Origin of the sequence: Uniformispora flossi, assembly GCF_049534875.1 — a bacterium.
GTDB classification, from domain to species: domain Bacteria; phylum Actinomycetota; class Actinomycetes; order Streptomycetales; family Streptomycetaceae; genus Yinghuangia; species Yinghuangia aomiensis.
This window is the reverse complement of the sequence record NZ_JBMULZ010000023.1, coordinates 41830-54730: the sequence shown is the minus strand read 5'-3', so window position 1 is coordinate 54730 and position 12901 is coordinate 41830. Positions and strand designations below refer to the sequence as shown.

13 protein-coding genes and 1 tRNA gene are annotated in these 12901 nt (G+C 71.5%); 5 read left to right on the top strand and 9 right to left on the bottom strand.

Translation table 11 applies throughout. The annotated features are described in order from the left end of the window. Positions 1-44: 44 nt before the first annotated feature. Positions 45-115: transfer RNA gene (locus tag ACPA54_RS34005), tRNA-Gly, on the top strand. On the opposite strand, the gene ACPA54_RS34000 is transcribed toward ACPA54_RS34005, so the two are convergent. Further along, the gene (locus ACPA54_RS34000; RefSeq protein WP_423535646.1) at positions 107-1366 is read right to left on the bottom strand and encodes an MFS transporter; all 1260 of its coding nucleotides are present in this window, start codon (positions 1364-1366) and stop codon (positions 107-109) included. The two genes, ACPA54_RS34005 and ACPA54_RS34000, sit on opposite strands and share 9 nt — an antisense overlap. Positions 1367-1656: 290 nt before the next feature. On the opposite strand from ACPA54_RS34000, the gene ACPA54_RS33995 reads away from it, so the two are divergent. Next, positions 1657-2583: an NAD-dependent epimerase/dehydratase family protein gene (locus tag ACPA54_RS33995; protein ID WP_423535644.1), complete on the top strand. Its 927-nt coding sequence runs from the start codon at positions 1657-1659 to the stop codon at positions 2581-2583. Beyond that, positions 2580-3068 (top strand): glutathione peroxidase, encoded by a 489-nt coding sequence (locus ACPA54_RS33990; protein ID WP_345676940.1) that lies wholly within the window; start codon positions 2580-2582, stop codon positions 3066-3068. Before ACPA54_RS33995 ends, ACPA54_RS33990 begins: the two co-directional genes overlap by 4 nt. Before the next feature lie 127 nt (positions 3069-3195). On the opposite strand, the gene ACPA54_RS33985 is transcribed toward ACPA54_RS33990, so the two are convergent. Next, the gene (locus ACPA54_RS33985) at positions 3196-4323 is read right to left on the bottom strand and encodes a PP2C family protein-serine/threonine phosphatase (protein WP_423535642.1); all 1128 of its coding nucleotides are present in this window, start codon (positions 4321-4323) and stop codon (positions 3196-3198) included. A gap of 127 nt (positions 4324-4450) precedes the next feature. On the opposite strand from ACPA54_RS33985, the gene ACPA54_RS33980 reads away from it, so the two are divergent. Further along, on the top strand, positions 4451-5725 hold the full coding sequence (locus tag ACPA54_RS33980; protein ID WP_423535641.1) for a GNAT family N-acetyltransferase: 1275 nt from the start codon (positions 4451-4453) through the stop codon (positions 5723-5725). Between the two features lie 8 nt (positions 5726-5733). Here the strand turns inward: ACPA54_RS33980 and ACPA54_RS33975 are convergent, their stop codons facing one another. The 5 genes from ACPA54_RS33975 to ACPA54_RS33955 form a co-directional block, all read right to left on the bottom strand. Further along, positions 5734-6567 carry an Fpg/Nei family DNA glycosylase gene (locus ACPA54_RS33975; protein WP_423535639.1) on the bottom strand — a complete coding sequence of 278 codons (834 nt, stop codon included), beginning with the start codon at positions 6565-6567 and terminating at the stop codon, positions 5734-5736. Between the two features lie 345 nt (positions 6568-6912). Beyond that, the gene (locus tag ACPA54_RS33970) at positions 6913-7386 is read right to left on the bottom strand and encodes a ribose-5-phosphate isomerase (RefSeq protein ID WP_345676936.1); all 474 of its coding nucleotides are present in this window, start codon (positions 7384-7386) and stop codon (positions 6913-6915) included. 65 nt (positions 7387-7451) lie between these two features. Then, positions 7452-8045, bottom strand: a complete 594-nt coding sequence (locus ACPA54_RS33965; protein WP_423535637.1) for a hypothetical protein — start codon at positions 8043-8045, stop codon at positions 7452-7454. A 167-nt stretch (positions 8046-8212) separates the two neighbouring features. After that, complete coding sequence (locus tag ACPA54_RS33960) at positions 8213-8809, bottom strand: biotin transporter BioY (protein ID WP_345676934.1); 597 nt, start codon at positions 8807-8809, stop codon at positions 8213-8215. A gap of 138 nt (positions 8810-8947) precedes the next feature. Then, a complete protein-coding gene (locus ACPA54_RS33955) occupies positions 8948-10348 on the bottom strand; it encodes an aldehyde dehydrogenase family protein (protein WP_423535635.1) in 1401 nt (466 codons plus the stop codon). Between the two features lie 142 nt (positions 10349-10490). On the opposite strand from ACPA54_RS33955, the gene ACPA54_RS33950 reads away from it, so the two are divergent. Then, entirely contained in the window at positions 10491-11120 is a 630-nt protein-coding gene (locus ACPA54_RS33950; protein ID WP_423535730.1) for a superoxide dismutase, read from the top strand. A gap of 183 nt (positions 11121-11303) precedes the next feature. On the opposite strand, the gene ACPA54_RS33945 is transcribed toward ACPA54_RS33950, so the two are convergent. Together ACPA54_RS33945 and ACPA54_RS33940 are read right to left on the bottom strand one after the other, a co-directional pair. Then, complete coding sequence (locus ACPA54_RS33945) at positions 11304-12113, bottom strand: hypothetical protein (protein WP_423535633.1); 810 nt, start codon at positions 12111-12113, stop codon at positions 11304-11306. A gap of 131 nt (positions 12114-12244) precedes the next feature. Then, the gene (locus ACPA54_RS33940; RefSeq protein ID WP_423535631.1) at positions 12245-12862 is read right to left on the bottom strand and encodes a mycothiol-dependent nitroreductase Rv2466c family protein; all 618 of its coding nucleotides are present in this window, start codon (positions 12860-12862) and stop codon (positions 12245-12247) included. Positions 12863-12901 lie beyond the last annotated feature (39 nt).

Here is a 12901-nt window from a genome sequence, read left to right as displayed (position 1 = left end):
CTGTGGACCACGCGCACGGCCTGCGGTCGTGCGCCGCGTTACGTGCGGATGTAGCTCAATGGTAGAGCCTCAGTCTTCCAAACTGATTACGCGGGTTCGATTCCCGTCATCCGCTCTCGTTCATCTCGGCCCTGGCCTGCGGCAGCGCAGTGTCGGGGCCGAAGTGCGTTTCGGCGCCGCTCGGGCGCGGCCGGCGCAGCCAGTAGGTGCCGGACAGCGCGATCAGTGCGGCCAGCGAAGCGGCGCCGAGCGGCAGCAGGTAGCCGGCCTCCGCTCCGTGCGCGTCCACGACGGCGCCGCCGATCGAGGAGCCCGCCGCGACGCCGAGCGCCATGCCGGTCATCGTCCACGACATGCCTTCGGTGAGCTGCCCGTCCGGCACGAACTGCTCGACCAGCGACATCGTGGTGACCAGTGTGGGCGCGACGGACAGTCCGGCCAGGAACAGCGCCCCGGCGACCCACCACAGGTTGGTGACGAAGACCAGCGGCACCATGCTGGCGGCCATCACGACGACCCCGACGAGGAACCGGCTCGACGCCCGGCCGCGCGGCTTGACCAGGCCGAACACGATGCCCGCGATGCACGAGCCGAGCGCGTACACGGCCAGCACCACGCTGGCGAGCGCCTTGTGGCCCTGGTCCTCGGCGAACGCGACGGTGACCACGTCGACGGCGCCGAAGATCGCGCCGGTCGCGGCGAACGTGAGCATCAGCACGCGCAGGCCGGGCGAGCGGATCGCCGACGGGCGCTTCTCCCCGTCGTTCGGCCCGACCGGGGGCTCGGTGCCGCGCTGCGCGCAGAACAGCACGGCGCCGACGGCCAGGAACATCGCGGAGACCAGCACGCCGGCCTCCGGGAAGAGCGCGGTGGACAGGCCGACGGCCAGGATCGGACCCGCGATGAAGCACAGTTCGTCGACGACCGATTCGAACGAGTAGGCGGTGTGCAGGCGCTGCGGGTCCGCCCGGTAGATGTGCCGCCACCGGGCGCGCACCATCGAGCCGAAGGTCGGCTGGCAGCCGAGCGGCACGACGGCGAGGAACAGCGTCCAGTCCGGGGCGTCGAGCCGGGCCAGGAGGAGCAGGGCGGCCAGCGCGGCGACGGTGATCGCGGTGGCGGGCAGGGCGACGCGGCGCTGCCCGAAGCGGTCGACGAGCCGCGACACCTGCGGGCTGAGGGCCGCGCCGGACACCATCATGATCGCGGTGACGGCACCGGCGAGCCGGTAGGAGCCGCGCATCTGGGAGAGCATCGTCACGATGCCGATGCCGGTCATCGACAGCGGTATGCGGGACACGAAGCCCGCCCCGGCGAACGCCGCCGCTCCCGGGGCTTCGAAAAGGCGGCGGTACGGGGACAGCACGGGGACTCCACGCGCTCGCGGACGGACAGGGGGACAGGGACCCGACAGGGACCCGCGGCAGGGGCCTGCGGAAAAGCATCGACAGCTTACGCGCGTAGTCAACGGTGTTTACGACATGTATGGGCAGGCCAACGCACTCCTATGGATGTGTCGGTGCGCTCGGCGAGCACGGCGGTGCCGGGCCGGAGTGCGGCGGGCGTCACCCCCGGCGGGTCCTGGTTTCGTGGCCCGATCTCGGATATGACGAATCGTCACATCCCCGCGTCGCTCCTCAAGGGAGGCCCCTCACGATGTTGTCCGGCGAGAAGATCCTCATCACCGGCCCGGCGGGCCAGATCGCCTTTCCGCTGACCGAGTACCTCGCCAAGGACAACGAGGTGTGGGGCATCGCCCGCTTCTCGAATCCCGACGACCGCGCGAAGGTCGACGCCCTCGGCGTCACCACCCGCGCCGTCGACCTCGGCACGCCGGACTACTCCGACCTGCCGCAGGACTTCACCTACGTCCTGCACCTGGCCACCTTCCAGGCGGCCGGCGTCGACTACGACGAGGCGCTGCGGATCAACGCCGAAGGCACCGGGCTGCTCCTCCAGCACTGCCGCACGGCCAAGGCCGCGCTCGTGATGTCGACGGCGTCGGTGCTGCGTCCGCACGAGGACCCCCTGCACGTGTATGCGGAGACGGCGGCGCTGGGCGACGCCAACGTGGCGCACTCCCCCACGTACTCGGTGTCCAAGACCGCCGAGGAAGCGGTCGCCCGGTTCTGCTCCCGGGCGTTCGACCTGCCGGTGACGATCGCCCGGATGAACGCGTCCTACGGCCCCAACGGCGGCCTGCCGACGCACCACCTCGCGGCGATCCTGGAGGGCCGCCCGGTGGTGACCCGCTGGGACCCCTGCATGTACAGCCCGATCCACCAGGACGACATCAACGCGCAGACCGAGGCGCTGCTCGCCGCGGCGTCGACGCCGGCCACGGTGGTCAACTGGGGCGGGGACGACCCGGTCAGCGTGCAGGAATGGTCGGCGTACTTCGGCGAGCTGACCGGCAAGCCGGTCGACGTGCAGGTCGTCGAGCAGCCCGGGTCGCTGCGCGGCCAGATCCAGGACACCGCGAAGCGGATGTCGTTCACCGGGCCCTGCCGGGTGCCGTGGCGCGACGGGTTCCGGCGTACGGTCGAGGCCTGGACGGAATCTACGGAAGGAACGCGGAAGTGACTCTGCTCGACACCTCCATCGCGGCTCTCGACGGCACCCCGGGCACCCTGGGTGCGCTGACCGGCGGCAAGGTGGCGCTGGTCGTCAACGTGGCGTCGAAGTGCGGCCTGACCCCGCAGTACACCGGGCTGGAGCAGCTCCAGAAGGAGTACGGCGACCGCGGCTTCACCGTCGTCGGCGTGCCGTGCAACCAGTTCATGGGCCAGGAGCCCGGGTCGGCCGACGAGATCCAGGAGTTCTGCTCGACCACCTACGGGGTGACGTTCCCGCTGACCGAGAAGATCGAGGTCAACGGCGACGGGCGGCACCCGCTCTACACCGCGCTCACCGCGGCGGCGGACGCCGAGGGCGCGGCCGGGGACATCCAGTGGAACTTCGAGAAGTTCCTGGTCGGCAAGGACGGCGCGGTGCTCGGCCGGTTCCGTCCGACGGTGGACCCGCACGACCCGGCGCTGGTGGCGGCCGTCGAGGCGGCGCTGGTCTGAGGTCGGCGGCCCCGGGGCTTCGCGGCCCCGGGGCTTCGCGGCTGCTCGCCCCCGGTTCCGCGGCTGCGGTTCCGGGGGCTCGCCGTTCGGGCCCGTCGTTCGGGCCCGTTCGTTGCGGGGCGTCGCTTCAGTGCCGGCGGATGAGCACGACCGCCCGGTCGTCCGCGAGGTTGGCGCCGGCCGTGTCGACGATCCGTCGGGCGCCGTCCTTGAAGTCGTCGGCGATCAGCCGGTCGGCTTCGCCGAGGAGCCGGTCGATGCCGACGGCGATGTCCTGGCCGGGTACTTCGACCATGCCGTCGGTGAACAGCAGGAGCGCGTCGCCGGGTCCGAGGACGCCGCGGACGCCGTCGAAATCCGCGCCGGGGATGATGCCGAGCAGCGGGCCTTCGGCCTCGCGGATGTCCCAGGTGCCGGCGCCCGCCACCCAGTGCGCGCCGGGCGGGTGTCCGGCGGACAGGAGTTCGTAGTCGCCGGTCTCCAGGTCGACGGCGATGTGCACGGCGGTGGCGAAGCCTTCGTCCCAGCCCTGGCGGATGAGGTATTCGTTGGCTGCGGGCAGGAAGCCGCGCGGCGGGAGCGAGCCGAGCAGGCCGCCGAAGGCGCCGGACAGCAGCAGGGCGCGTGTCCCGGCGTCGAGGCCTTTGCCGGAGACGTCGACGAGGGCGATCTCCAGCGTCCGGCCGCCGCGGCGGCCGCGGGTGGCGACCACGAAGTCGCCGGAGAACGCCTGCCCTCCGGCGGGCCGCAGCACGACGTCGGTCTCCCACTGGGGCGGGAGTTCGGGCACCAGTCCGTGTGCCCGCAGCCGGTCGCGCAGGTCGAACAGCATGGATTCGCCGCGGGTGCCCTGCAGGCCGAGTCGGGTGCGGTAGCGGGCGACGAACAGCACCATGAACGCCACCAGGGCGATGACCACGACGCCGCCGGGAGTGACGTGGTTGGGGTCGCGGGTGCGTTCCTGGGCGACCAGTACGCCCGCGCACGCGCCGTAGAGCAGCAGCAGGCTCGACATGCGCAGCAGCAGGCCGCCTATGACGATCGGGATCACCAGCGTCGTCACCGGGAACCACGAGCCGTCCACGGCGGGCAGCAACCCGCAGGCGGTGACCATGCCGAGGAGCAGGACGAACACGAACCCGTCGGAGGGCACCAGGGAATGGCGCAGCCAGCGGGTGAACTTCCGCCCGACACGGCCGAGTCGGCGGGACCACCGGCCGCGGTGCGGCTGCTGCGACCTCCGGGTGTCCGCCATTTTCGCGACCCTACCCAGCGGTCCGCGTCACGTCGATGGATGCGGGAGCGGCGGTTCGGTGATCAACCGGTACGTACCGCCCGAAAATCAATCGCCATATCGACTATGTCCCTGGTAAGCAGTCGTGATGACTTCTGATACCCGTCCCGCCGCCCGTTCCGTTCCCCGCCCGGCGTTCACGATCCGCCCGGTGGCCGACGGCGAATGGGAGGCGTGGGAGGAGATCGACGCGCTCGCCTTCGGGGAGGAGGAGCCCGCGGAACACCGCGAGTTCGGGAGGGCGATCCGCGAACCGGAGCGCTGTATCGGTGTCTTCGACGGCGCCCAACTGGTGGGAAGTGCGGCCTCGTTCGGCTTCTCGATGACCGTTCCGGGCGGTGCGGCGGTGCCGGTGGCCGGGGTGACGGCGGTCGGCGTGCTGCCGACGCACCGGCGGCGCGGCGCACTGCGGGCGATGATGCGGTACCAACTCGACGATCTGTACGTGAACGGCGGCGAGGCGATTGCGGGGCTGACCGCGTCGGAACCGGCGATCTACGGCCGGTTCGGCTACGGCTTGGCGACCTGGGCGATGTCGCTGCGCTCCCCGCGGGTGGGCGACGCATCCGGACTCCCGCTGCCGGACCCGGCGGTGCGGCTCCGGCTCGCCGACCCACGCGAAGCCCTGCCGGACTGCCTGAAAGTGTTCCGCGAACTCGCGCCGACCCGGCCCGGGTTCATCGCCCGCACGGGCGCCTGGGAACGGCGCAAGGTGCTGGACGCGCCCGACAAGCGGCACGGCGCTTCGCCGCTGCGGTGCGTGGTGGCCGAACGGGACGGTCAAGTGCGCGGCTATGCGTACTACGCGACGGCTCCGTCCTGGACGGACGCGGACAACGCGAACGGCACCACGCGGGTCCGCGAGTGCCTCGCGACGGATCCGGCGACCCGGGCGGCGCTGTGGCGCTACCTGTTCGACCTGGACCTGATGCGGACGGTGGCCGTGTCCTCGTTGCCGGTGGACGACCCGCTGCTGCACCTGCTGGCGGACCCCCGCGCGGCCGAACCCTCGCTGTCGGACGATCTGTTCGTGCGCCTGGTCGACGTGGGGCGGGCGCTGGCATCGCGGACATATGCGACGCCGGTGGACTTGGTGCTGGAAGTGGCGGACGAGTTCTGCCCGTGGAACGCGGCACGGTGGCGGTTGTCGGGCGACGCGTCGGGGGCCCGCTGCGAGCGGACCACGGACCCGGCCGATGCGGCCGTGGACGTGCGTGAGCTGGGGTCGCTGTTCCTGGGCGGGGTGAGCGCGTCGTCGCTGGCCGCGGCGGGGCGGATCGACGAGGTGCGGGCGGGGACGGTGCAGCGGCTGGGGCAGGCGTTCCGCAGCGATGCCGCGCCGTGGTTGTCGATGGGGTTTTGACCGCTTCCTCAGGAGGCGCTTTTGGGCTGGCAGGTCGGGCACCAGAACAGGTTCCGGCCGGCCAGCTCCTCGATGCGGACCTCGGTGTCGCAGATCAGGCAGGGCATGCCGGTGCGGCGGTAGACGTACACCTCGCCGCCGTGGTCGTCCTTGCGCGGCTCGCGGCCCATCGCCTCCGGCGTGTGCTCGGGGCGGACGGTGTCGATGCGGTTGACCCGGACGCCCTCGGCCATCAACTCGACGAGGTCGTCCCAGATGCCGTCCCAGGTGGCGCGCTTCACCGCGCGCCCCGGCTTGTGCGGGTCGAGACCGGCCCGGAACAGCGCCTCGGCGCGGTAGACGTTGCCGACACCGGCAAGGACCTTCTGGTCCATGAGCAGCTCGGCGACGGGCTTGGCGCTCTTGGTTATGCGGGCCCACGCCTCGGCGGGGTCGGCGTCGGCGCGCAGCGGGTCCGGGCCGAGCCGGGCGTGCACCGCGTCCTTCTCGACCCGCGTCACCACCCGGCACTGGTTGGGCCCGCGCAGGTCCGACCACACCCGGTCCCCGACCATCCGGAGCCGCACGACGCCCTCGATCGGCCCGGGCTCGTCGACCCCGTCGGCGAACGCGCCGAACCGGAAGATCCCGGCCAGCCCGAGGTGCACGTGGATCCACCGCTCGCCGGGAAACTCCAGGAACAGGTGCTTGCCGTGCGCCTCGGCCCCGACCATCACCTCGCCGTCGAGCAGCTTGGCCCCGTCGGCGAAGCGGCCTTGCGGGCTGGACAGCTCGACGGCACGGCCGGCGAACCGCTCCGTGTGTTCCTCGGCGAGCCGGTGGATGGTGTGGCCTTCGGGCACTCGTGTCTCCTTCGCTGTGGTGCTGGGGGATGCCCGGGGGCAAAACATCCCCCCTGGCCCCCCGAAATCTAACGGCCGGGACCGACATCCCATTCCGCCCTTCGAAGGGCCCTCCCTCCTCCCACCATCTCCGGGAGTCGGACTCGTGTCGAAGGCCCCTCCCCCGCCCCCACCACGCACCGGATCACCAACCGACCCGGCGCCCCCAGTCTCCCCCGCCGCCCCACCCGGCCCCGCCGAAAATCACCGCCCTGTGGATAACCCACCCAAAACGCCACCGGCCCGGCCAGGCGGCAAGACGCCGCCCGGCCGGGCCGGGGCTGAGGGTTGGGAGGGGGCGAGGGGTCAGGCTTCCGGCAGCGGCGGGAGTTCGCCGGTCTGCTCGTACGCGCTCATCTGGTCGATGCGCTTGATGTGCCGCGGCGCCTCGGAGAACGGCGTGGCGAGGAAGACCTCGACGAACTTGGCGGCCTCGTCGTCGGTGTGCATGCGCGCGCCGATGCTGATCACGTTGGCGTTGTTGTGCTCGCGGGCCAGCGCGGCGATGTCCTCGCGCCATACGAGCGCGGCACGGATGCCCTTGACCTTGTTGGCGGCGATCTGCTCGCCGTTGCCGGAGCCGCCGATGACGATGCCGAGGCTGCCCGGGTCCTTCGCCACGGCTTCGCCCGCGCGCAGGCAGAAGACCGGGTAGTCGTAGGCGTCAGCCTGGACGCCGGGGCCGCAGTCGACGGCCTCGTGGCCGTTGGCGGTCAGCCACGCGATGAGGTGCTGCTTGAGGTCGAAACCGGCGTGGTCCGAGCCGAGGTAAACACGCATGACAGCAGTGTCTCAGGCCCCCGCGGCAGCTTCACGCCGCGGGGGTCCGGTCGGGTGTGCTTCGGTCAGTACCGGTAACCGCCTCCCGACGGAGGGTTCTGGGGGTACGGCGGTGCCGACGTCGGCGGGGCGTACGACGACGTGGCCGCATAACCGCCGCCCGGGCCCGCCGCGAGCGCGCAGGCGATCCCGACGGCCCACCCGACCAGCAGTCCGAACCCGGCGCCTTCGCTGGTGAACGTCAGGAACGTGTCGAGCGACCGGCGCCCGGAGACGAAGTTGCTGCCCGCGATCGTCACCAGCGCGATGCCGTACACCGCACCGCCGACGATGGTGGCGAACCAGCCCGTGATGACGGCGCTGAACCCGTCCCGCCGGGCGGCGATCGCGATGACGATCGCGACGGCGACGATCAGCAGGACGGCACCGACCAGCATCCCGGTCATGGTCTTCGACGGCAGTCCTTCGAACTTGCCGCTCTTGTCGACCACCCAGTGCGGGAACGAGATCCGTGCCAGCAACTGCCAGCCGGAGTTGTCCCCGACCCTGATGTGGTCGAGGAGTTTGTTGTAGACCCATTGGTTGCCGAGCCCGGCGACCAGCAGAAAGGCCGTGAACGTACCGGCCAACACCGTGCGTTGTGTCCGACCCGTGTTCATGACCGGATGCTAGGCCGCCCGGTCGGCGCCCCGGAAGACTCGGCGGAAACCCGCCGCAGGAATGCAACAAGCCGCGGGCCCGCAGGCCGAACAGGCAAGCGGGAAACGACGGAACCGCCGACCCGCCCGAACACCCGGGCGAATCGGCGGTTCCGAGACAGCGAGCGTCAGCCCCGGCGCCCCGCGAGCTTCCACGCGGCGGGCAGCAGCCCCATCGCGAGCGCGATCTTGAGCGCGTCGCCGAGCAGGTAGTTCTTCATACCGATCTCGTAGGCCTTGTCGAGCCCGATCCCCAGGTCGTGCGCGAGGTAGGCCAGCCCGACCGCGTAGATCACGGCGTTGCCGAGCAGCATGATCCCGGCGGTGCGCAGCGGCCCGCGGTCGGCGCCGCGCCGGGCGAGCGCGCCGGCCAGCGGGGCGGCGAGGACGAAGCCGAGGACGTAGCCGAGGGTCGGCATGCCGGTGCCGGACGTGCCTTCGGCGAACCACGGCATGCCCGCCGCGCCGGCGGCCAGGTACAGCGCCATGGCGGCGAGGCCGCGCCAGGCGCCGAGGGCGGTGCCGGCGAGGAGTACGGCGAAGGTCTGGCCGGTCACCGGGACGGGTGAGCCGGGCACGGCGACGGAGACCTGGGCGGCCAGGCCGACGAAGCCGGCCGCGCCGACGACGAGGGCCGCGTCGCGGACCCGGGCGCCGCGGAAGACGCGCGCGGGGACGAGGTCGGCGAGGACGGGGAGGGAAGCGCCGGGCAGGGCAGTGCTCACTGGAGACTCCACACTCGATCAGTTGCGGGACGCCAGCGAACGTATCGAACCGTGTTAACGACCGTTCATGCCGGTGTCCGACAACGAACCCGCGGGATCGTTGTCGGGCACCGCGGCCGACCGCGTGCCGGCCGTCGCCTAGAGCTGCAGCGACTTGACCTCCAGGTACTCCTCCAGCCCGAACCGGCCCAGCTCGCGCCCGTTCCCGGACTGCTTGTAGCCGCCGAACGGCGCGAGCGGGTTGAACGCGCCGCCGTTGACCTCGACCTGCCCGGTGCGCAGCTTGCGCGCGAAGGCGACGGCTTCTTCCTGGGTGGGCGCCCATACCGCGCCGGACAGGCCGTAGGGCGTGTCGTTGGCGATCCGCTCGGCCTCCTCCGCGGTGTCGTAGGGCAGCACCGACAGCACCGGGCCGAAGATCTCCTCGCGCGCGATCGTCATCTCGGGGGTGACGTCGGCGAACACCGTCGGCTGGACGTAGTAGCCGGTCTCGACGCCGTCCGGCCGCCCGGGTCCGCCGGCGACGACGCGGGCGCCCTCGTCGATGCCCTTGGTGATGTAGCCCTGCACGCGGTCGAACTGCACGGCGGAGACCAGCGGTCCGAGTTTGTCCGTCATCGCCGCGGCGGTTTCGGCGGCGAGTTCCAGCGCGCGGTCGTATTCGTCGCGGTGCACGAGCATGCGGGTCAGCGCGCTGCACGTCTGGCCGGAGTTGAGGTAGGCGCCGGTGACGCCGCTGCGGACGGCCTTCTCCAGGTCGGCGCCGGGCAGGATGACGTTGGCGGACTTGCCGCCGAGTTCCAGCGCGACGCGCTTGACGGTGGGCGCGGCGAGCGCGGCGACGCGGGTGCCGGCACGTGTCGACCCGGTGAAGGAGACCATGTCGACGTCCGGGTGCGCGGCGATCGCTTCGCCGACGACCGGGCCGGTGCCGGAGACCAGGTTGACGACGCCGGCCGGGATGCCTGCGTCGTGCAGGATCCGGAAGAACACGTAGGCCGCGGACGGCGCGACCTCGCTGGGCTTGAGCACGACGGTGCAACCGGCCGCGAGCGCGGGACCGATCTTGTTGGTGATCTGGTGGAGCGGGTAGTTCCACGGCGTGATCGCGCCGACGACGCCGACCGGCTCGCGGACCACGAGCGACGTGCCGATCTGCTCTTCCCACGCGAATTCCTCGGCGAGCGCCACGTACGTGCCGAGCACGCCGATCGGCAGGCCGACGTGCACGCGCTGTGCGATGGGCGCGGGGGCGCCGATGTCGCGGACGATCGCCTCGGCCATCTCGCCCAGGCGCTCGGTCAGCAGGTCGCGGACCTTGGCGAGGTGGGCGGCGCGCTCGGCGGGCGGCGTCGCGGCCCAGCCCGGGAAGGCGCGGCGGGCCGCGGCGACGGCGCGGTCGACGTCCTCGGCGGTGCCGTCCGGGACGGTCGCGTGGACCTGTTCGGTGGCCGGGTCGACGACCTCGATGGCCGCGGTGCCCGAGGACGGCGTCCAGGCGCCGTCGATGTAGAGGGATTCGTACGCGGTAACTGCCATGCCCGTAGGCCCTCCTCCGTGTTTTGCCTCGTCGCACCGTACGTCCGGCGCGCCGCAAGGTCACCCCTCGAACGCCCCGCGCGCGCTCTTGCCTAAGATCCCTTATTGCAAGTAACTTGCAACTGCGTCACTCTCGGAGGAACTGATGGCCTACACCCTGCCCGAGCTCCCCTACGACTACGCGGCGCTCGAACCCGTCATCAGCGGCCAGATCATCGAGCTGCACCACGACAAGCACCACGCGGCGTACGTCAAGGGCGCCAACGACACGCTCGACCAGCTCGCCGAAGCCCGCGACAAGGACCAGCTCGGCGGCATCGTCGGCCTGGAGCGCACACTCGCCTTCCACCTCGCCGGCCACGTCCTGCACTCCATCTACTGGACGAACCTGTCGGGCGACGGCGGAGGCGAACCCGGCAAGGACGGCGCGGAAGGCGAACTCCGCGAGGCCATCGACGAGCACCTCGGCGGCTTCGCCAAGTTCAAGAACCAGCTGACCAAGGCCACCGCGACCACGCAGGGCTCCGGCTGGGGCGTGCTCGCCTGGGAGCCGCTGGGGCAGCGCCTGATCGTCGAGCAGGTGTACGACCACCAGGGGAACATCGGCCAGGGGTCGATCCCGCTGCTCGTGTTCGACGCCTGGGAGCACGCGTTCTACCTGCAGTACAAGAACGTGAAGCCGGACTTCGTGGATGCGATGTGGAAGATCGTGAACTGGCCGGACGTGGCGGGCCGGCTGGCCCGGGCGAAGGCGGCCGGCTCGCTGGTCTGACCGCACCATCGCCGGCACCGTCGGGATCACCGGCACCGCACAGACGCCCGGAGGGACGTGACCTCCGGCGAGGTCCCCGCGAACTGATCGTCTTCCCAACATCAGCTTCCGCAGGACCGGAACGAGAGACCCCCGCGCGGGATCGCGCGGGGGTCTCTCGCCTGCTGTGTACGCACGGGCGGCCTATCGCCGCTCCCGCACTCCCGCCCGGTCCACTGCCCAGTGATCCCGCGCGGCTTCCCACCCGGGCCGGTCCTGCGGCGGGTCCGGGATCTCCTCGCCCTCGCCCGGCGCGCCCGGCTCGGCGGTGCTGCGCCAGCCCAGCGGCCGACTGCTCCCGACGACGGTGTACTCGCGAGCCAGCCCGGCCTCGTGCAGGAGGGCGAGCGGGGTGAAGGACAGGCCGTACTCGTCCTCGCCCTTGTCGAAGCCCCAGTCCTTGTAGACCTCGACCCGGTAGACGATGCGGACGTCGCCCGCGCCCCCGTCGTCCTCGACGTGCACGCGCCCGGTCATCCGGTACTGCAGGCCGCGCAGCGCCAGCCACCAGTCGAGGTTGTCGTTTTTGCCGATGCGGACGCCGTGCCAGTTCGTCGTCGCGTCGAAGTCGCAGAGCACACCGCCGCTGCGCCGCCACCGCTCGACGGCGAAATCGCGCCACTCCTCCAGGTGCCGGTCGGCGACCTTGCGGAACGGGGTGGTCTCCAGCGGACCGACCGGGTCGATCTCGAAGCGGCCGCCCGTCCGGCCGTAGTAGTGCCGCAGGGTCGCCGCGCTGTGCCGCAGCCCGGTCAGCCGCCAGGCGGCGGCGGTGGGACGCAGGGCCACGGAGAAGAAACGGTCGCGGATACCCGGCCGCCGGGACCCGAACGGGTTGTTCCCGTTGGGCGTGCTGGGGTCCGGGCGGCCCTTGCGCGCGGTGCGCACGAGCGGGCGCGCGCTTGGGCGTGCGAATGGCGTCGCCGGGGGCGTCGAGCGGTCAGGCGAGGTCATCTGTCCAGTTTATTGGGGTACGTCACGATCTGTAGATTCGAGCGGTGCGAGGTCGCCGTCCGCAGGATCGCATGCCAAAGCCGGGACCGCAGGAGTACTGCGGCCCCGGCTCCGGGTGGCTTGCGGGTGGCTCAGTCGAAGATCGGGCCCTGCGTGCGGGTGCGCTTGATCTCGTAGAACCCCGGGGTGCCGGCGACCAGGACACAGCCGTCCCACAGCTTGCCGGCCGCTTCGCCCTTGGGCGCGGGGGTGACGACGGGGCCGAAGAACGCGACGCCGTTGACGGCGACGACGGGGGTGCCGACGTCCTCGCCGACGAGGCCGATGCCTTCCGCGTGGGACGCACGCAGCGCCTCGTCGTACTCCGTCGAGTCCGCGGCGTCGGCGAGCTCGCGGGGCAGCCCGGCCTCTTCGAGCGCCTCTTCGATCGTGGCGCGGTCATACGGCCGCCCGCCCGGGTGGTGCCGGGTGCCGAGCGCGGTGTAGAGCGGGCCGAGCACCTCGCTGCCGTACTTCTGCTCGGCGGCGATGCAGACGCGGACGGGGCCCCAGCCTTCGGCCATGAGCTTGACGTACCGCTCCGGCAGGTCGTCCCGGTTCTCGTTGAGCACGGACAGGCTCATGACATGCCAGGTGACATCCACCGGACGCACCTTCTCGACCTCCAGCATCCACCGCGAGGTCATCCACGCCCACGGACACAGCGGGTCGAACCAGAAGTGCGCTTGGTCACGCTCAGTCGCAGACAAAATTCGGTTCCTCTCCCGGGTGAACTCAAGTCCTTTCGA